Consider the following 19,942-nt stretch of genomic DNA (forward strand, 5'->3'; position numbering starts at 1 on the left):
CGCCGACTCCGGGCGGATGGTCCACCTCCCCGGCGGAACCTTCACGATGGGCGACGCCTTCGACGAGGGCTACCTCGCCGACCGGGAGGGGCCGGTCCGGGACGTGACCGTGGCCCCCTTCGCCATCGACGCCACCGCCGTCACCAACGCCGAGTGGACGGCCTTCGCGGACGCCACCGGCTACCGCACCGACGCCGAGCGCTACGGCAGCAGTTACGTCTTCCACCTGCTGCTGCACCCCGGGGCCGCCGAACGCCACGTCCTCGGGCGGGTGCCCGGCGCGCCCTGGTGGCTCGGCGTCACCGGCGCGCACTGGGCCGCGCCGGAAGGGCCCGGCTCCGACCTCGCCGACCGCGCGGACCACCCCGTCGTCCACATCTCGTACGACGACGCCCTCGCCTACTGCGACTGGACCGGCACCCGGCTGCCCACCGAGGCGGAGTGGGAGTACGCGGCACGCGGCGGCCTGGAAGGGGCCCGCTACCCCTGGGGCGACGACTTCACCCCCGGCGGCCGCGAGATGTGCAACACCTGGCTCGGCCGCTTCCCGCACCGCTCCGAGCGGCCCGGCGGGCGCACGGGCACCGTGCCCGTCACCGCGTACGAACCCAACGGCTACGGGCTCCACAACACCTCCGGCAACGTCTGGGAGTGGTGCGCGGACGCCTTCGGGCCCGGCGAGCGCGTCATCCGGGGCGGCTCCTACCTCTGCCACGCCTCGTACTGCAACCGCTACCGGGTCGCCGCCCGCTCCCACAACACCCCCGACTCCTCGACCGGCCACGGCGGCTTCCGCCGCGCCCGCGACCTGAAGCCCGACGACGCTGCGGAAGGACGGAACACCGCGTGAAGGCCGTCATGGTCATGTTCGACAGCCTCAACCGGCACCTGCTGCCCCCGTACGGCGCGGACTGGACCCACGCCCCCAACTTCCGCCGCCTGGCGGAACGCACGGTCACCTACGACACCTGCTACGCGGGCTCCATGCCCTGCATGCCGGCCCGCCGCGAACTCCACACCGGACGCCACAACTTCCTGCACCGGGGGTGGGGGCCGCTGGAGCCGTTCGACGACTCGATGCCCGAGATCCTGAAGCGGCACGGCGTGTACACCCACCTGGTCAGCGACCACCAGCACTACTGGGAGGACGGCGGGGCCACCTACCACGGGCGGTACAACTCCTGGGAGTTCTTCCGGGGGCAGGAGGGCGACGCCTGGAAGGGGCAGGTCGCCGACCCGGAGATCCCCGACAGCCCGCGCGCCACCCGCAACGACCTCTGGCGCCAGGACTGGGTCAACCGGCAGCACCTCGACACCGAGGCCAAGCAGCCGCAGACCCTCACCTTCGACGCCGGCCTGGAGTTCCTGCGGACCAATCACACCGAGGACGACTGGTTCGTCCAGATCGAGACCTTCGACCCGCACGAACCCTTCTTCACCCAGGACCACTACAAGGACCTCTACCCGCACGACTACGAAGGCCCGCACTTCGACTGGCCCGACTACAACCGGGTCACCGAGACGAAGGAGCAGGAGCGGCACGCCCGCTACGAGTACGCGGCGCTGCTCTCCATGTGCGACCACTCGCTCGGCCGGGTGCTCGACGCTATGGACGAACTCGGGCTGTGGGACGACACGTTGCTCGTCGTCTGCACCGACCACGGCTATCTGCTGGGCGAGAAGGGGTGGTGGGCCAAGGTCGTGACGCCCTGGTACGACGAGCTGGTCCACACCCCGCTGTTCGTCCACGACCCGCGCCGCCCCGACCGCGCCGGGACCCGCGACGCGGCGCTCGTGCAGACCATCGACCTCGCCCCGACCCTGCTGGACTTCTTCGGCGCGGAGCGCCCGCCGGACATGCGGGGCCGCCCGCTGAGCGAGAGCGCCGACGCTCGACAGCCGCGCGCATCGGCCCTGTTCGGGATGTTCGGCGGCCACGTCAACATCACCGACGGCCGGTACGTCTACATGCGGGCCTGCCACGACGACACCAACCAGCCGCTGTACGAGCACACGCTGATGCCCACCCGCATCCGGGGCCGCTTCACCCCCGAGGAGCTGACCGGCCTCACCCTGGCCGAACCGTTCACCTTCACCAAGGGCGTGCCCACCCTCCGCATCCCGGCCCACCCCTCCCCGCTCCTGGGGCCGCAGCGCTTCGGCACGCTCCTCTTCGACCTGGCGGCCGACCCCCAGCAGGAGAAGCCGATCAGCGACCCCGCCGTCGAACTGCGGATGCTGCGGCTGCTGGTGGAGCGGCTGGGCGAGAACGACGCCCCTCTCGACCAGTACGCCCGCCTCGGCCTCCCGCACGCCCCCGAGGACGTGACCGAGGCCCACCTCCTGGTCGACGCCCAGCGCGAGCGGGCCGAAGCGGGACGCCAACCCGCCGCACGCTCCGATGAGTTCACCGAGGGCGCGCTCAACCTCCGTACACCACTGGCGGATCTGCTGGCCGAACCGGCGGCGGCCGACGCGGTCCGCCGGATCGTCCCCGGCCTCCTGGACACCGAGCTGCTCACCGTCCGGGGCGGCTCCACCCTCCTCCAGATCGCCGCCTTCACCGGCCACCCCGACCGGCCCCGACTCACCGCCCTGGCCGACGAACTGGCCCGCCTCTTCCCCGCACCGGACGTACCGGACCACCACCCCAGCCATGACGGAGAGCCCAGCCGATGACCACCGACCCCACCCGCCGCGACACCCCCACCGCCACGCCCACCCGCCGCGACCCCTACGACGGCTTCCCCGGCCGGATCGGCCGCACCTTCTCCGAGTCGCGGCCGTCCTGGCCGCCGCGCACGGCACCCGGCGAGAAGGCCCCCAACATCGTGGTCGTCCTCGTCGACGACATGGGCTACAGCGACATCGGCCCGTTCGGCTCCGAGATCGCCACGCCCACGCTCGACACCCTCGCCGACGAGGGCGTCCGGCTCACCAACTACCACACCATGCCGCTCTGCTCCCCGGCCCGCGCCGCCCTGCTCACCGGCCTCAACCCGCACCGCGTCGGCTACTCCATGGTCGCCAACTCCGACCCCGGCTTCCCCGGTTACGGCATGGAGATCGCCGACGACATCCCCACCCTCGCCGAACTCCTCCACGACACCGGCTACGCCACCTACGCGGTCGGCAAGTGGCACCTGGTCCGCGACTCCGCGTCCAACGCGGCCGACGACCGGGACAACTGGCCGCTGAACAAGGGCTTCGACCAGTACTACGGCGTGCTGGAAGGGCTCACCAGCCTCTTCCACCCGCACCAACTGGTCCGGGACAACAGCCCCCTGGACATCGACGAGTTCGCGGACGACTACTACTACACCGATGACATCACCGACCAGGCGATCTCGATGGTGAAGTCGCTGCGCGCCCACGACCCCGACAAGCCCTTCTTCCTCTACCTGGCCCATAACGCCGTCCACGGCCCGTTGCAGGCCAAGGCGCAGGACATCGCCCGCCACCAGGGCCGCTACGACGAGGGCTGGGACGTCCTGCGCGAGCGCCGCTTCGCCGCCCAGCTCGCCGCCGGCCTCCTGCCGCCCGGCACGCAACTGCCCGACCGCAACAGCGAGGCCGGCCTCGACGTCCCCGCCTGGGACAGCCTCACGGAGGAGCAACAGCGGCTGTACGCCCGGTACATGGAGGTGTACGCGGCGCTCGTCGACAACATCGACCAGAACCTGGCCCGGCTCACCGACACCCTCGAAGCGCTCGGCGAACTCGACAACACCATCATCGTCTTCACCTCCGACAACGGCGGCACCGGCGAAGGCGGAGCCGAGGGCACCCGCTCCTACTTCAGCCGCTTCGTCCACCACCCCGCCCTCCCCGGCGACTGGACCCCCGACGTCGACCGCGACCCCGGACTCATCGGCGGCCCGCGCAGCCTGGTCCACTACCCGCGCGGCTGGGGCATGGCCTCCAACACCCCCTTCCGGCTCTACAAGGGCCACACGTACGCCGGCGGGGTCCGCGTCCCGTTCGTCCTGTCCTGGCCCAGGGGCGCCCGCGAAGGGCTGCTCGCCCCCGGGGTGCGCAGCCAGTACCAGTACGTCACCGACATCGCCCCGACCCTCCTGCGGCTGGCCGGCATCGAGCGCCCGGCCGAGCGGCGCGGGGTCACCCTCCAGGAGCCGGACGGCATCAGCTTCACGCCCGTGCTCGCCGACCCGGACCACGCCTCCACCCACCCCGAGCAGTACTGCGAGATGACCGGCAACCGCAGCTACTACCGGGCCGGCCACAAGCTCGTCACCCTCCACCGCCCCGGCACCCCCTACGACGACTCCGAGTGGGCGCTCTACGACATCCGCACCGACCCCACCGAGATCCACGACCTGGCCGCCGAACAGCCCGGCCTGGTCAAGGAGTTGTCCGAGGCGTGGGAGGCGGCGGCCTGGCGCAACGGGGTCTTCCCGCTCCCCGACGGCAGCGGCGCGCTCGCCCGCCGCAACCCCGCCGAACAACGGCTCGCCCGCCCGCTGACCCTGCTGCCCGGCACCCCGGAGCTGGAGCGCTACCGCTCCTCCCGGCTGGTCTCCCTGCGCTCCTTCGAGATCACCGTCGTCGTCGACGAGACGGGGGAGGGGGTGCTCGTCTCCCACGGCGACCAGGGCGGCGGCTACAGCCTGTACGTCGAGGAGGGGCGGCTGAACCTCGCGTACAACGAGTACGGCGTCCTGCACGAGACCGACGCCGGGCCGCTCGCGCCGGGGGAACACGTGGTCGTGCTCACCGCCACGGCGCGAAAGGGCCTGCGCTGGTCGTTCACGGTCAGCGTCGACGGCGAGGTGAGGGCCGCGCCCCCCAGCGTCCACCAGCTCATCGGCATGGCCCCGTTCCAGGGCGTCAGCGTCGGCATCGACCGCAAGTCCCCGGTCTCCTGGCCGCTGTTCGAGCGCCACCGCTCGTTCCGCTACGAAGGCGTCCTGCGCTCGGTCACCTACACCCCCGGCGAACCCGGCCCCGACGCGCCGGAGGCGGTCGCCGCCGCGCTCAAGCAGGCGGCAGCGGCCTTCGAGTAGGACGGCCCCGGCCCCCGGTGCCCCCGGGGGCCGGACGGCTCACGTCATCGCTCGGCCAGCAACCCCACCAGCGTGCCCCGGCTGCGCCGCAACGCCTCGATCTGCTCGTCCAGGTCCGTCAGCTCACCGTCCAGAATGGCCCGCAGGTCCGCGCACCAGTCGAACTCCGGCTGCTCGCCCCGGGCGCACGGCAGCACCTGACGGATCACGTCGGTGGAGAGCCCGGCCCGAAGCAGCGCACGTATCTTCCGTACGGAGGCGATGGCGTCCTCGTCGTACGAGCGATAGCCGTTCGCGCCGCGCCGCGCTTCCAGCAACCCCTGCGCCTCGTAGTACCGCAGCGACCGCGCGCTGACGCCCGTGCGCCTGGACAACTCTCCGACCAGCATGTTCCCCCGCCTTTCGCATCGGCGCTTGACCTTGTCACCGGTGTCAAACCTTAGCGTTCCCTCCATGAGCACAGACACCCCGAACCTCGTACACGTGAACGGCCGGACGGCGACCGCGGACGACCTCACGCCCCTCGCCTTCGCAGGCCACGCCCACTTCACCGCGATGCAGGTCCGCGACGGCAAGGTCCGCGGCCTGGACCTCCACCTGGAGCGGCTGCGGTCCGCGTCGGTGGAGCTGTTCGGCCGGGCCCTGCCCGAGGACCTGGTCCGCTCGCGGCTCCGTTCGGCGCTCCAGGACCACCTCCGCGGCGCCCCCGCCCACGAACCGGCCGACCTGTCGCTGACGGCCACGGTGTACTCCCCGGCCGGAGAGTTCACCGCTGCCGACGCGGACCCCCGGCTGCTGGTGCGTACCGGAGCGCCCTCCTCCGGCCCCGGCGGCCCGCTCGCCCTGGCGGTGGCGGAACACGAGCGGTACCTGCCGCACGTCAAGCACGTCGGCGAGGTGGCCAAGACCCATCTCCTCCGCCGAGCCGTCGCCGGGGGATTCGACGACGCCGCCTTCCTGGACCGCGACGGCCGGTTCAGCGAGGCGACGATCTGGAACCTGGTGTTCTGGGACGGCGACGCGGTGGTCTGGCCCGAGGCCCGGATCCTGACCGGTACGACGCTGGGTATCGTCCGCCGGCAGCTGACCAAGCTCGGGATCGACCAGCGGGTCGAGCCGGTCACCCCCGACGACCTGCCCCACCTCGCGGGAGCGGCCGTCATGAACTCCTGGAACCCGGGCATCGCCGTCCACCGCATCGGCGCCACCGAACTGCCTCCCGCGCCGCGGTTCCTGGAGGCGCTGCACGGCGCGTTCGAGGCCGAACCGCTCACCGCGCCCTGAGGAACGCACGGTGGCCGCCCCGGAAGAACCCGGGGCGGCCACCGTGAGGACGGAGCGGGCCTCAGCCCACGTACGCCCCGCTCGCCGTCAGCCGCAGCGCCGTGTCGATCAGCGGCACATGGCTGAACGCCTGCGGGAAGTTCCCCACCTGGCGCTGGAGGTTGGAGTCCCACTCCTCCGCGAGGAGCCCCAGGTCGTTGCGGAGCGACAGCAGCTTCTCGAACAGCTGGCGCGCCTCGTCGACCCGGCCGATCATCGCGAGGTCGTCGGCCATCCAGAACGAGCAGGCCAGGAACGCGCCCTCGTCGCCCGCCAGACCGTCGACGCCCGCGTCCTCGCCCTCGGTGGGGTAGCGCAGGATGAAGCCGTCCTCGGTGGACAGCTCCCGCTGGATCGCCTCGATCGTGCCGATGACCCGCTTGTCGTCCGGCGGCAGGAAGCCCATCTGCGGGATGAGCAGCAGGGAGGCGTCCAGCTCCTTCGACCCGTAGGACTGGGTGAAGGTGTTGCGCTCCTTGTCGTAACCCCGCTCGCAGACGTCCCGGTGGATGTCGTCGCGCAGCTGGTGCCACCGCTCCAGCGGGCCTTCGACGTCCCCGGACTCGACCAGCTTGATCGTCCGGTCGACCGCGACCCAGGCCATCACCTTGGAGTGCACGAAGTGCCGGCGCGGCCCGCGCACCTCCCAGATGCCCTCGTCGGGCTCCTCCCAGTGCTTCTCCAGGTACTCGATCAGCTTGAGCTGGAGGCCCATCGCGTAGTCGTTGCGGGTCAGGCCCGTCATGTGCGCCAGGTGCAGCGCCTCGGTGACCTCGCCGTACACGTCCAGCTGGAGCTGGTTGGCCGCCCCGTTGCCGACCCGGACCGGGCCGGAGTTCTCGTAGCCGGGCAGCCAGTCGAGCTCGGCCTCGCCGAGCTCGCGCTCGCCGGCGATGCCGTACATGATCTGGAGGTTCTCCGGGTCGCCCGCCACCGCCCGCAGCAGCCACTCCCGCCAGGCGCGGGCCTCTTCCCGGTAGCCGGTGCGCAGCAGTGAGGAGAGGGTGATCGCGGCGTCCCGCAGCCAGGTGTAGCGGTAGTCCCAGTTCCGTACGCCTCCGATCTCCTCGGGCAGCGACGTGGTCGGGGCCGCGACGATGCCGCCGGTCGGTGCGTAGGTCAGCGCCTTGAGGGTGATCAGGGAGCGGACGACCGCCTCGCGGTAGGGCCCGTGGTACGTGCACTGGTCGACCCACTCGCGCCAGAACAGCTCGGTGGCCTCCAGCGACCCCTCCGGGTCGGGGAGCGCGGGCGGCTCGCGGTGCGAGGGCTGCCAGCTGATCGTGAACGCCACCCGGTCGCCGGGGGCCACGGTGAAGTCGGAGTAGGTGGTGAGGTTCTTGCCGAAGGTGTCGACCTGGGTGTCCAGCCAGACGGAGTCCGGCCCGGCGACGGCGACCGTGCGGCCGTCGACCTTGTGCACCCACGGCGTCACCCGGCCGTAGCTGAACCGCATGCGCAGTTCCGAGCGCATCGGCACCCGGCCGCTGACGCCCTCCACGATCCGGATGAGCTGCGGTGCGCCGTCACGCGGTGGCATGAAATCGGTCACCCGTACGGTCCCGCGTGGTGTGTCCCATTCCGATTCCAGGACGAGGGAATCACCTCGGTAGCGGCGCCGGTCCGCGGACAGCGGTTCGGCTCCTTCCGGCCTCGCCGGACCCAGACGCCAGAAGCCGTGCTCCTCGGTGCCCAGCAGTCCTGCGAAGACGGCGTGCGAATCGAAGCGGGGAAGGCACAGCCAGTCCGCTGTACCGTCCCGGCAGACCAGGGCAGCGGTCTGCATGTCTCCGATGAGTGCGTAATCCTCGATGCGCCCGGCCACGTGCGTCTCCAGTCGAACGGCCATGTCGCCCCGTCCGGGGCGCTTACTGGGTGTAGGGGAACCGACGAGTCCCGTACCGGTTTGAGCGGGCTGGGTGGTGCCGCCGTCCGGCCGTCTCGGCAGCGAGTGTCCGAGCAGGATACGACGCGGTACGAAGATCCGCGCGACGGTCCCCGCAACATCTCTGAGCTGATCGGGTGGGACGTGAAATCACTGGGGGGATGGTGTGACCCCCCTGTGCAGGGTGTGGCCGGAAGCAGCCTCCCCACGTCGCTGTTACCCTGGTAGCCCGTGGACCGGTGGTCGTCTCGGACAGCGTACGAGGCCCCCGAACCGCAGCGACGGCGCCCCCGGAACCCCCGGACGGGCGGCCGGTACGCACCTCAGAATCGCGACCACGGGAGCCCCCTTTGGCTATGCAGCCCACATCCACGACGACCAAGCACATCTTCGTCACCGGGGGTGTCGCCTCCTCCCTCGGCAAGGGTCTGACTGCCTCCAGCCTGGGTGCCCTGCTCAAGGCACGGGGCCTGCGGGTCACCATGCAGAAGCTCGACCCCTACCTCAACGTCGACCCCGGCACGATGAACCCCTTCCAGCACGGCGAGGTGTTCGTCACCAACGACGGCGCGGAGACCGACCTGGACATCGGCCACTACGAGCGCTTCCTCGACGTCGACCTCGACGGCTCCGCCAACGTGACGACCGGCCAGGTGTACTCGCAGGTCATCGCCAAGGAGCGGCGCGGCGAGTATCTGGGCGACACCGTCCAGGTCATCCCGCACATCACCAACGAGATCAAGCACCGCATCCGCCGCATGGCCACCGACGACGTGGACGTCGTCATCACCGAGGTCGGCGGCACGGTCGGCGACATCGAGTCGCTGCCGTTCCTGGAGACCGTGCGCCAGGTCCGCCACGAGGTCGGCCGCGACAACGTCTTCGTCGTGCACATCTCGCTGCTGCCCTACATCGGCCCCTCCGGCGAGCTGAAGACCAAGCCCACCCAGCACTCCGTCGCCGCTCTGCGCAACATCGGTATTCAGCCGGACGCGATCGTGCTGCGCGCCGACCGCGACGTCCCGACCTCCATCAAGCGCAAGATCTCGCTGATGTGCGACGTGGACGAGGCCGCGGTCGTCGCCGCCATCGACGCCAAGTCGATCTACGACATCCCCAAGGTGCTGCACACCGAGGGCCTGGACGCCTACGTCGTGCGCAAGCTGGACCTGCCCTTCCGGGACGTCGACTGGACCACCTGGGACGACCTGCTGGACCGCGTCCACAACCCCGACCACGAGGTCACCGTCGCGCTGGTCGGCAAGTACATCGACCTGCCCGACGCCTACCTCTCGGTCATCGAGGCCATCCGCGCCGGCGGCTTCGCCAACAAGGCCCGGGTCACCGTCAAGTGGGTCACCTCCGACGACTGCCGGACCGCGGCGGGCGCCGCCGAGCAGCTGGGCGACGTCGACGCGATCTGCATCCCCGGCGGCTTCGGCGAGCGCGGCGTCGACGGCAAGGTCGGCGCGATCCGCTACGCCCGCGAGAACAAGGTGCCGCTGCTCGGCCTGTGCCTGGGCCTCCAGTGCATCGTGATCGAGGCGGCCCGCTCGCTGGCCGAGATCCCCGACGCCAACTCCACCGAGTTCGACGCCGCCACCTCCCACCCGGTCATCTCGACCATGGAGGAGCAGCTCGCCTACGTCGAGGGCGCGGGCGACCTCGGCGGCACCATGCGGCTCGGCCTCTACCCGGCCAAGCTCGCCGAGGGCTCCCTCGTGCGCGAGGCGTACGCCGGCGAGCCCTATGTGGAGGAGCGCCACCGCCACCGCTACGAGGTCAACAACGCCTACCGCGGCGAGCTGGAGAAGAAGGCCGGACTGGTGTTCTCCGGCACCTCCCCGGACAACAAGCTCGTCGAGTACGTCGAGTACCCGCGCGAGGTGCACCCCTACCTGGTCGCCACCCAGGCCCACCCGGAGCTCCGGTCCCGCCCGACCCGCCCCCACCCGCTCTTCGCGGGCCTGGTGAGGGCGGCCGTCGCGCGCAAGGTCGGCGCGGGCGGGTAACGCGGAGGCATTACGGTTGACCGGGGCATGGATCTTCACGGATGCGTGCCCCGGTCGCTCGTTTTTGTACGCGGTACGCAGGAGGACGCACATGGGTATCCAGGACACGCCCGAGGAGTGGGAGGTCACCGCGACCGTCACCCCCTTCACCGGCAACAAGACCAGCGTCCGCACCGACCAGGTGGTGATGCCGGACGGCGCCGTCCACGGCCGCGACTACCAGGTCCACCCCGGCTCCGTGGCGATCCTCGCGATCGACGAGGACGACCAGGTCATCGTCGTACGCCAGTACCGCCACCCGGTCCGCCAGCGGCTGTGGGAGATCCCCGCCGGGCTGCTCGACGTCCCCGGTGAGAACCCCCTGCACGCCGCCCAGCGCGAGCTGTACGAGGAAGCGCACGTCAAGGCCGAGGACTGGCGGGTGCTGACCGACGTCTACACCACGCCCGGCGGCTGCGACGAGGCCGTGCGGATCTTCCTCGCCCGGGGCCTCTCCGACGCGGAGGGCGAGCGGTTCGCGGTCGCCGAGGAGGAGGCGGACATGGAGCAGGCGCGCGTCCCGCTGCCCGAGCTGGTGCGCTCGGTGATCGCGGGCGACCTGCACAACAACTGCCTGGTCGTCGGGGCGCTCGCGCTCACCGCCGTCCTCGCGGGCGACGGCGTCGACTCGCTGCGGCCGGCCGAGGCGCCGTGGCCGGCCCGGCCGTTCGAAGCCTGACGGTCCGGCCGTTCGAAGCCTGACCGTCCGGTCGTCGGAAGTCCGGCGGACCGGCCGGTTCAGGCTTCGAACGTCTGACGGCCCGTCCGCCGCCGTTCCCCGCACCCGCCATCCCTCCCCATCCCGGTCGGACAATCATCAGAAATGCTGATCCGATCGGGGGATGTTCTCCACTGCCCCGCCCCGCTCCGCAGTGATCCACACCACCGCTGAACTACGCTCGAAAGGCCCCGTCCGGAGTTCCGGCGGGCACCGCGTGCAGCGAAGTGGAGCGTGGCTCGTGACCGATCAGGCGGTGGACACCAGCGGCCCGGCCGAAGCTGCGGGGACCGAGGAGCCGCCCGGCGCCGCCCCGCCCCGGTTCTTCGGCCGGGAACGCGAGTTGAAGGCCCTGCGGGCGGACATCGAACGCGCCGGGCTCGACACCCTGGCCGGCCGCAAGACCCCCCGCGCCCGGGTCCTCCTCGTCGCGGGCCGCCCCGGCTCCGGCCGCAGCGCGCTCGCCGCCGAACTCGCGGGCGCCCTCACCGGCACGGGCCCGGCCCCGGCCGACGCCTCCGGGCCGGAGACCGGAACGGGCGCGCTGCCCTGGGCCGTTCCCGGTACGGGCTCCGGCGACTACCCGGACGGGGTGCTCCGGGTCGGCCTCACCGAACCCGGCGGCGACCGCGTCCCCACCGAACGCACCGCGGGCGAACTCCTCGGCCTCCTCGGCATCGCCGCCCCGCCCGGGGCCGACCAGGACGAGCTGTCCGAGATGGTCCGCGAAGCCCTCGCCGTACGCCGTCTCGTCCTGCTGCTCGACGACGCGGCCGACGCCGAACAGGTCGACCCGCTGCTCCCGGAGAACCCCGACTGCCTGGTCGTCGCCACCGCGACCGGCCCGCTGACCGGAATCCCCGACGTCCGCCCCTGCACCCTCGGCGGACTGGAGGCGGGCGCGGCCGTACGGCTCCTCGCCCGCGCCATCGGCCAGGTCCGCATCACCGTCGACCCGCGCACCGCCGAGAGCCTGGCCGAGGCGTGCGGGGGGCAGCCCGCGGCCCTCGCCCTGGTCGGCGGCTGGCTCGCCACCCACCCCATGGCCTCCGTCGCGGACCTCGCCAAGCAGCTGCACGAACTGCCCGAATCCGGCGAGCAGCAGCCAGCCGGAGCGCGCCCGCTGGCCCGCGCCTTCCAACTCGTCCACGACTCCCTCCCGCAGGCCGCCGCCCGGATACTGCGCCTTCTGGCGCTCGCGCCCGCCGGGCTCGCGGACGCCCACACCGCCTCCGCCCTGGCCGGCTGCTCGGTCTCGGCCGCGCAGTCGACGCTGGACGACTTCGTGAGGCTCGGGCTGCTGCGCACGGACGGCGCGGCCCACCCCCAGTACGGCATCCCCGGCTGCCTCGCCCCGCTGCTGCGGGACCTCCTGGAGGACCGGGACCGCCCCGCCGAGATCCAGCTCGCCCGCGCCCGGATGCTGGAGCGCACCGTGCGCCGGCTCCAGGCGTGCCGGGCGGTCACCGAACCGGAGGGCTCCACCGCCCACCGCAGGCTCGCCGGGCTGCCCCGCTCCCTGCGCTTCCCGAACGCGGACGAGGCGGGCGTCTGGCTGTGGCTGCGCCGGCCCGCCCTGCTCGCCTCCGCCCGGCTCGCCGTGGCGGACGGCGAGCTGGACACCCTGGCCCGCCGCCTGGTCGCGGCCCTGGTGCGGGCGCTGGCCGCGCACCGGGGCACCGAGGCCGCCGCCCCCGAGCTCTACGGGCTGCACGGCCTGGTCCTGGACGTGGCGCTCCGCCGGAACCTGCCCCGGGAGCAGGCGGCGGCCCTGCTGAACCTCGCGGACCTGGACGCGCGCACCGGCCGCACCCGGGACGCCCTGACCCGCTACCGGGCCGCGCTGGACGCCGGACGGGCCGCCGGCGACCTGTACGCGACGGGCCGCGCGATGGAATCCGTAGGCGGTACGTACGCGGAGCTCGGCGACTACCACCGGGCCTCCGACTGGTACGGCCGGGCGCTCGCCCAGCGCCTCACCCAGGGGGAGCGGGCGGACGAGGCGCGGCTCTACGGGCGGCTCGGCGCGGTCCACACGTACGCCGGGCGGTACGGCGAGGCGCTGCGGAACTGGCGGGCGGCGGCAGCGGGCCACCGCAGGCTCGGGGACCTCGCGGCCCAGGCGCGGGCGCTCAGCGAGGCGGCCCGGGTGCAGGAGTACGCGGGGCGGCCGCACGACTCGCTGCACACCTGCCGGGAGGCCGCCGAGCTGGCCCGTCGCGCCGATGACGTGCGGCTTCAGGCGGCGCTCCAGCTCCGGCTGGCCGACACCCTGGACCGGCTGGGCGATCCCGCGGCCGCCCGGCTGCACCGGGCCGCCGCCGATAGATTGCTGGGTGAGGAGGCTTCTGCCTACGAAATCCGCAGTGCTTCGACAGAAAGTTAATGCTTTGTAAGGCTAGACAGCGCGAAGTCCTTCATTAGACTGGCTCTGCCGCGTTCCTTCGTGGCGTCTCCATTTACGCTGTGTATGTCCGGGTCTGCACCATGGTGCCCGGATTACCCTCCGAGCCAAGGACCGTGATCGACGTGAAGGTCGGCATCCCCCGCGAAGTCAAGAACAACGAGTTCCGGGTGGCGATCACCCCCGCCGGAGTGCATGAGCTCGTCCGCCACGGCCACCAGGTCGTCATCGAGCGGAACGCCGGCGTCGGCTCGTCCATCCCGGACCAGGAGTACGTCGCCGCCGGCGCGCAGATCCTGGACACCGCCGACGAGGTCTGGGCCGCCGCCGACCTGCTGCTCAAGGTCAAGGAGCCGGTCGCCGAGGAGTACCACCGCCTCCGCAAGGACCAGACCCTCTTCACGTACCTGCACCTCGCCGCCTCCCGTGACTGCACCGACGCGCTGCTGGCCTCCGGCACCACCGCCATCGCCTACGAGACGGTCGAGACCGCGAACCGCGCGCTCCCGCTGCTCGCCCCGATGTCCGAGGTCGCGGGCCGCCTGGCCCCGCAGGTCGGCGCGTACCACCTGATGCGCTCGGTCGGCGGCCGCGGCGTGCTCCCCGGCGGCGTCCCCGGCACCCACGCCGGCCGCGCCGTGGTCATCGGCGGCGGCGTCTCCGGCTGGAACGCCACGCAGATCGCCGTGGGCCTCGGCTTCCACGTCACGCTGCTCGACCGCGACGTCAACAAGCTGCGCGAGGCCGACAGGATCTTCGGCACCAAGGTGCAGACCGTCGTCTCCAACGCCTTCGAGCTGGAGAAGGCCGTCGTCGAGGCCGACCTCGTCATCGGCGCGGTCCTGATCCCCGGAGCCAAGGCCCCGAAGCTGGTCACCAACGAGCTCGTCGCCAAGATGAAGCCCGGAAGTGTACTTGTCGACATTGCAATCGATCAGGGCGGTTGCTTCGAGGACTCGCACCCGACCACCCACGCCGAGCCGACCTTCCAGGTCCACGACTCGGTCTTCTACTGCGTCGCCAACATGCCCGGCGCGGTCCCGAACACCTCCACGTACGCGCTCACCAACGCGACGCTGCCGTACATCGTGGAGCTGGCGAACCGCGGCTGGGCCGACGCCCTGCGCCGCGACGCCGCACTCGCCAAGGGCCTCAACACCCATGAGGGCCAGGTCGTTTACCGCGAGGTGGCCGAGGCGCACGGCCTCCCGCACGTCGAGCTGAGCGCCCTGCTCGGCTGACGGGTCAACACCTCCCGTCAACATCGGGACTCCGGCCGGACCTTGCCGAGCAAGGTCCGGCCGGACGTGTGTCGGGCCCTTCGAGGCCCTTGCGCAACTCGCCTCGAACGTAACCCTTTACCCGTTTCGCGCGGCGGCGAAATGTGCGGCTTGGTCGGTGTGCACCCTTGACAGCGAGGTGTTCGATTGCCGACACATCGGGCCGGGTCCGGCGGATTGTGTTGCTGCGGACGGGTGGCACGCCATAGAGTCGCCAATCGTCGGCATGGTGCCACGCTGACCTATCGATAAGTTTCCTGGTCACGTCCAAGGAGGTAAGACGACTTGTGAATGAGTCGACAATTACTCCCGGGGGTGGTCAACCAGGGATGCCTGCACGGGGTCTGAGCCCGATCGGGCTCGAGGCTGTCGGCTCCGTCGCTGTCCGCACCTTCGCCACCCAACAGCACATGACGACAGCCCCCCAGATGATGGACGGCCTACACGTGAACGCCACGGCCGGCAACGAGAGCAGCCGGAACACCGACCGCTTCGCCGACTTCGCCGAGGTGCCCGAGGGGCACTTCTACGACCCCGACGCCGAGTACGAGCCCGATCCGGAGTACGCGGCCACGCTCGCGCCCGACGCCGCGCGCCAGCGCCGCGAGCGCATCGGCCCGACCGGGCGGCCCCTGCCGTACTTCCCGATCCCGGGCCCCCTGACCGACCACGGCCCCGCGAAGATCATCGCGATGTGCAACCAGAAGGGCGGCGTCGGCAAGACCACGTCGACCATCAACCTGGGCGCCGCGCTCGCCGAGTACGGACGCCGCGTCCTGCTCGTCGACTTCGACCCGCAGGGCGCCCTCTCGGTCGGTCTCGGGGTCAACCCGATGGAGCTCGACCTCACCGTCTACAACCTGCTCATGGAGCGGGGCATGGCGGCCGACGAGGTCCTGCTCAAGACCGCCGTCCCCAACATGGACCTGCTGCCGAGCAACATCGACCTGTCGGCGGCCGAGGTGCAGCTCGTCAGCGAGGTGGCCCGCGAGTCCACGCTCCAGCGCGCCCTGAAGCCGCTGATGGCCGACTACGACTACATCGTGATCGACTGCCAGCCCTCGCTGGGCCTGCTCACCGTGAACGCCCTGACGGCCGCTCACAAGGTCATAGTGCCGCTGGAGTGCGAGTTCTTCGCGCTGCGCGGGGTGGCGCTGCTCACCGAGACCATCGAGAAGGTCCAGGAGCGGCTGAACCCGGAGCTGGAGCTCGACGGCATCCTCGCCACCATGTACGACTCCCGTACGGTGCACAGCCGCGAGGTCCTGGCGCGCGTCGTCGAGGCTTTCGACGAGCACGTCTACCACACGGTCATCGGGCGTACGGTCCGCTTCCCGGAGACCACGGTCGCCGGTGAGCCCATCACCACGTACGCCTCCAACTCGGTCGGCGCAGCCGCCTATCGCCAGCTCGCCAGGGAGGTGCTCGCCCGGTGTCACGCCGAGTGAGTCTGCCGGGGGCCGACGAACTGTTCCGCACCACCGGGGGAGGGATGGGCCTCCAGTCCTCCTCCCCGGCGGACCGGCGACGCAAGGCGAACGGCGAGCCACGGGTGCCCGCACCGGCGGGGGAGAGCGATCCCTCCGGCCAGGGCGGCGCTCCCGCCGAGGGCCGCGAGGAGCACGCCTCCGCCGACATGGACGGCGGCGACCAGCGCGGCCGGGGCGGCGAGAGCGACCGCCAGGCCCAGGCCGCCGCTGCCTCCTCCGCGCCCGCCCCGTCCGGCGAGCGGCCCGCGACCGGGTCGTCCCCGGCGGAGCAGTCCCCGGCCGTCCAGCAGCAGCGCAGGCGCGGCGGCGGACGCGGCGCGAACCGGCGTCCCAGCGGCCGTGAGCGCCACGACGAGAAGATCACGGTCTACGTCTCCGCCGAGGAGCTGATGGACCTGGAACATGCCCGGCTCGTCCTGCGCGGCGAACACGGCCTCGCCGTCGACCGGGGCCGCATCGTCCGCGAGGCGGTGGCGGTGGTCCTGGCCGACCTGGAGTCCCGGGGCGACGCGAGCATCCTCGTACGGCGGCTGCGCGGCCGCTGACCGGCGCACCGCCGGTAGCCTGCCGGGTGGGACCCGCCGACCGGCGGGGCCCGTCCGCGCCCCACCCCTGGACCACCATGCCCACGCCCGACGACCCCGCCGCCTCGCGCCGCCGCGCCCTGGGGCGAGGTCCGGGAGCGGTGGCGGCACCGGCCGAGCCGGAGGCGGTACGAGCCGAGCCGGGACCCGTACAGGCCGAGCCGGAGCCCGTACGGGAGTGGGAAGCCGTTCCCGTACCGGATCCCGTTCCCGTACCGCAGGCGCAGTCCGTACCGGAGGCGGAGCCCGTACCGGAGCCGAAGGCCCAGCCGGAGCCCGAAGCCGACGACAAGCGCTTCACCGTCCGGCTGGTGAACTTCGAGGGCCCCTTCGACCTCCTCCTCCAGCTGATCTCCAAGCACAAGCTGGACGTGACCGAGGTCGCGCTCTCGAAGGTCACCGACGAGTTCATGGCGTACATCCGCGCCATGGGCCCGGACTGGGACCTCGACCAGACCACCGAGTTCCTCGTGGTCGCCGCCACCCTGCTCGACCTGAAGGCCGCCCGGCTGCTCCCCGCCGCCGAGGTGGAGGACGAGGCGGACCTCGCGCTGCTGGAGGCGCGGGACCTGCTCTTCGCGCGGCTGCTCCAGTACCGGGCGTACAAGCAGATCGCGGAGATCTTCCAGGGCCGCCTGGAGTCCGAGGCCCGCAGCCACCCCCGTACCGTCGGCCTGGAGGACCACCACGCCGAGCTGCTGCCCGAGGTCGTCATCAGCATCGGGCCCGAGGGGTTCGCGAAGCTCGCGGTCAAGGCGATGCGGCCGAGGCCCAGGCCCCAGGTGTACGTCGACCACATCCACGCCCCGCTGGTCAGCGTGCGGGAGCAGGCGGGCATCGTGGCGGGGCGGCTGCGCGAGGCCGGGGCGGCGGTGAGCTTCCGGGCCCTCACCGAGGACGCCCCGGACACCCTCACCGTGGTCGCCCGCTTCCTGGCCCTGCTGGAGCTGTACCGGGAGAAGGCCGTCACCCTGGACCAGGACGAGGCGCTGGGCGACCTGATGGTGGCCTGGTGCGGCGGGGCGGACGCGGAGCCGGTGGTGACGGACGAGTTCGACCGGGAGCTGAACGGGACGGCCGAGCAGGAGGAGGACGTACGGGAATGAGCGAGCAGCCGACCCTGGGGGACGACACGGGCGCCGTCGCCTCGCTCGACCTGAAGCCCGCCCTGGAGGCGGTCCTCATGGTCGTCGACGAGCCCGCGACCGTCGACCAGCTGGCCAAGGTGCTCCAGCGGCCCCGCAGGGCCGTGGCGGACGCGCTGCGGGAGCTGGCCGACGAGTACACCGTGCAGCGCCGGGGCTTCGACCTCAGGCTGGTGGCGGGCGGCTGGCGCTTCTACACCCGCCCAGAGTACGCGGCGGCCGTCGAGGGCTTCGTCCTGGACGGCCAGCACGCCCGGCTGACCCAGGCCGCGCTGGAGACGCTGGCGGTGGTCGCCTACCGGCAGCCGGTGAGCCGTTCGCGGGTCTCGGCGGTACGCGGAGTGAACTGCGACGGCGTCATGCGGACCCTGCTCCAGAGGGGGCTGGTGGCGGAGGCGGGCGCGGAACCCGAAACAGGTGCGATCCTGTACAGGACGACGAACTACTTTCTGGAGCGAATGGGCCTGCGCGGCCTGGACGAGCTCCCGGAACTCGCGCCCTTCCTCCCGGAGGCGGACGCGATCGAGGCTGAGACGCTAGAGGGTGTGCCGTCGTTCGATCCGGACGCACCGGACACCCCGGATACTCACGCAGACGACAAGACGGAATTTTGATGCGAAGCAGTGGCAGGAACAGCGGAAGCGGCAGCGGCGGCAGCGGCCGGAACCCCCGGAGCGGCGGCGGCGCGGGCAGTGGCGGCCGCAGCGGCGGCGGCTCCTTCCGCCAGGGCCAGGGTCAGGGCGGCGGCCAGGGCGGTCGTCCCGGCGGCCAGGGCGGCGGCGGACGCGGCGGCAGCGGCCAGGGCGGGCGGCCCGGAGCCCCGGGCGGCCGCCCCTCCGGCCAGGGCGGTCGTCCCACCGGCGGTCAGGGCGGGCGCGGCGGCGGTCAGGGCGGTCGTCCCGGCGGCCAGAGCGGCCGTCCCTCCAGCCAGGGCGGACGCCCCAGCTCCCAGGACGGGCGTCCGAGCTACCAGGGCGGCCGTGACGAGCAGGAGCAGCGCCCCCGCCGTCCCCGCCCCGAGGAGCGCCGCTACGACGTGGGCAACGACGCCCCCGGCGCCCGTACCGAGCAGGACGGCCCCCGCAAGGGCCGCGGCTCGGCGGCCCGCGGCGGCGCCAAGGGCGGCCCGAAGCCCGCACAGGGCGGCAACCGCGGCGGTGGCTTCCGGCGCGGTGGCAGCCCTTCGCGCCCCCGCGAGCTGGACGCCAAGATCGAGCAGCGCAACCGCGACCGGTACGCGAACAAGCCCGAGATCAACCTCCCCAAGACCCACCCGGGCGCCGAGCAGGAGGGCGAGCGGCTGCAGAAGGTCCTGGCCCGGGCCGGCATGGGCTCGCGCCGCGCGTGCGAGGAGCTGATCGAGCAGTCCCGCGTCGAGGTCAACGGCGAGATCGTCGTCGAGCAGGGCATGCGCGTCGACGTCCACCAGGACGAGATCAAGGTCGACGGCCTGACCGTGGCCGCGCAGTCCTACCTGTTCTTCGCGCTGAACAAGCCCGCGGGCGTCGTCTCCTCGATGGAGGACCCGGACGGCCGGCAGTGCCTCGGCGACTACGTGACCAACCGTGAGACGCGGCTGTTCCACGTCGGCCGGCTCGACACCGAGACGGAGGGCATCATCATGCTCACCAACCACGGTGAGCTGGCCCACCGCCTCACGCACCCGAAGTACGGCGTGAAGAAGACCTACCTGGCCGCCATCCAGGGCCCCCTGCCGCGCGACCTCGGCAAGCGGCTCAAGGACGGCATCCAGCTGGAGGACGGCTACGCCCGTGCCGACCACTTCCGCGTCGTCGAGAACACCGGCAAGAACTACCTGGTCGAGGTGACCCTCCACGAGGGCCGCAAGCACATCGTGCGCCGGATGCTGGCCGAGGCCGGCTTCCCGGTCGAGCGCCTGGTGCGGACGTCCTTCGGGCCGATCCCGCTCGGCGACCAGAAGTCCGGCTGGCTGCGCCGCCTCACCAACACCGAGGTCGGCATGCTGATGCGCGAGGTCGGTCTCTAGAAGCTCTTCCCCGAGGCCCGCGGCCGGTAG

The 19,942-nt window shown here is 72.1% G+C and carries 15 protein-coding genes; 13 read left to right on the forward strand and 2 right to left on the reverse strand.

All coding sequences use genetic code 11. From position 1 onward, the window contains the following. Window positions 1–16: 16 nt before the first annotated feature. From ACLJPL_RS27680 to ACLJPL_RS27690, 3 genes are read left to right on the forward strand one after another with little or no spacing between them, the layout of a single operon-like run. A complete protein-coding gene (locus tag ACLJPL_RS27680; protein WP_411083793.1) occupies window positions 17–850 on the forward strand; it encodes a formylglycine-generating enzyme family protein in 834 nt (277 codons plus the stop codon). Continuing rightward, on the forward strand, window positions 847–2,679 hold the full coding sequence (locus ACLJPL_RS27685; RefSeq protein ID WP_411083659.1) for a sulfatase: 1,833 nt from the start codon (window positions 847–849) through the stop codon (window positions 2,677–2,679). The genes ACLJPL_RS27680 and ACLJPL_RS27685 overlap by 4 nt, the downstream gene beginning before the upstream one ends. Further along, window positions 2,676–5,024, forward strand: coding sequence for an arylsulfatase (locus tag ACLJPL_RS27690; RefSeq protein WP_411083660.1), 2,349 nt, complete (start codon window positions 2,676–2,678; stop codon window positions 5,022–5,024). The genes ACLJPL_RS27685 and ACLJPL_RS27690 overlap by 4 nt, the downstream gene beginning before the upstream one ends. 44 nt (window positions 5,025–5,068) lie before the next feature. On the opposite strand, the gene ACLJPL_RS27695 is transcribed toward ACLJPL_RS27690, so the two are convergent. Next, on the reverse strand, window positions 5,069–5,413 hold the full coding sequence (locus ACLJPL_RS27695) for a MerR family transcriptional regulator (RefSeq protein ID WP_411083661.1): 345 nt from the start codon (window positions 5,411–5,413) through the stop codon (window positions 5,069–5,071). A 64-nt stretch (window positions 5,414–5,477) separates the two neighbouring features. On the opposite strand from ACLJPL_RS27695, the gene ACLJPL_RS27700 reads away from it, so the two are divergent. Continuing rightward, window positions 5,478–6,308, forward strand: coding sequence for an aminotransferase class IV family protein (locus tag ACLJPL_RS27700; protein WP_411083662.1), 831 nt, complete (start codon window positions 5,478–5,480; stop codon window positions 6,306–6,308). Between the two features lie 61 nt (window positions 6,309–6,369). Here ACLJPL_RS27700 and ACLJPL_RS27705 read toward each other — a convergent pair whose 3' ends face one another. Then, on the reverse strand, window positions 6,370–8,172 hold the full coding sequence (locus tag ACLJPL_RS27705) for a glycoside hydrolase family 15 protein (protein WP_411083794.1): 1,803 nt from the start codon (window positions 8,170–8,172) through the stop codon (window positions 6,370–6,372). A 416-nt stretch (window positions 8,173–8,588) separates the two neighbouring features. On the opposite strand from ACLJPL_RS27705, the gene ACLJPL_RS27710 reads away from it, so the two are divergent. The 9 genes from ACLJPL_RS27710 to ACLJPL_RS27750 all read left to right on the forward strand — a co-directional run bounded on the left by ACLJPL_RS27710 (window position 8,589) and on the right by ACLJPL_RS27750 (window position 19,912). Then, window positions 8,589–10,244 (forward strand): CTP synthase, encoded by a 1,656-nt coding sequence (locus ACLJPL_RS27710; protein ID WP_411083663.1) that lies wholly within the window; start codon window positions 8,589–8,591, stop codon window positions 10,242–10,244. 91 nt (window positions 10,245–10,335) lie between these two features. Further along, a complete protein-coding gene (locus ACLJPL_RS27715) occupies window positions 10,336–10,962 on the forward strand; it encodes an NUDIX domain-containing protein (protein WP_411083664.1) in 627 nt (208 codons plus the stop codon). Window positions 10,963–11,242: 280 nt separating this feature from the next. Continuing rightward, entirely contained in the window at window positions 11,243–13,387 is a 2,145-nt protein-coding gene (locus ACLJPL_RS27720; RefSeq protein ID WP_411083665.1) for a tetratricopeptide repeat protein, read from the forward strand. A 143-nt stretch (window positions 13,388–13,530) separates the two neighbouring features. Further along, on the forward strand, window positions 13,531–14,646 hold the full coding sequence (gene ald / locus ACLJPL_RS27725; RefSeq protein ID WP_411083795.1) for an alanine dehydrogenase: 1,116 nt from the start codon (window positions 13,531–13,533) through the stop codon (window positions 14,644–14,646). 368 nt (window positions 14,647–15,014) lie between these two features. Then, window positions 15,015–16,133 carry a ParA family protein gene (locus ACLJPL_RS27730; RefSeq protein WP_411083666.1) on the forward strand — a complete coding sequence of 373 codons (1,119 nt, stop codon included), beginning with the start codon at window positions 15,015–15,017 and terminating at the stop codon, window positions 16,131–16,133. Next, window positions 16,130–16,720: a hypothetical protein gene (locus tag ACLJPL_RS27735; protein ID WP_411083796.1), complete on the forward strand. Its 591-nt coding sequence runs from the start codon at window positions 16,130–16,132 to the stop codon at window positions 16,718–16,720. The genes ACLJPL_RS27730 and ACLJPL_RS27735 overlap by 4 nt, the downstream gene beginning before the upstream one ends. A gap of 77 nt (window positions 16,721–16,797) precedes the next feature. Beyond that, window positions 16,798–17,865, forward strand: a complete 1,068-nt coding sequence (locus ACLJPL_RS27740; RefSeq protein WP_411083667.1) for a segregation/condensation protein A — start codon at window positions 16,798–16,800, stop codon at window positions 17,863–17,865. Further along, window positions 17,862–18,518, forward strand: coding sequence for an SMC-Scp complex subunit ScpB (scpB, locus tag ACLJPL_RS27745; protein ID WP_380991531.1), 657 nt, complete (start codon window positions 17,862–17,864; stop codon window positions 18,516–18,518). Before ACLJPL_RS27740 ends, scpB begins: the two co-directional genes overlap by 4 nt. Continuing rightward, complete coding sequence (locus tag ACLJPL_RS27750) at window positions 18,518–19,912, forward strand: pseudouridine synthase (protein WP_411083668.1); 1,395 nt, start codon at window positions 18,518–18,520, stop codon at window positions 19,910–19,912. Before scpB ends, ACLJPL_RS27750 begins: the two co-directional genes overlap by 1 nt. Window positions 19,913–19,942: the final 30 nt, after the last annotated feature.

It is taken from the genome of Streptomyces sp. cmx-18-6, from assembly GCF_046548915.1.
Classification (GTDB): Bacteria; Actinomycetota; Actinomycetes; order Streptomycetales; family Streptomycetaceae; genus Streptomyces.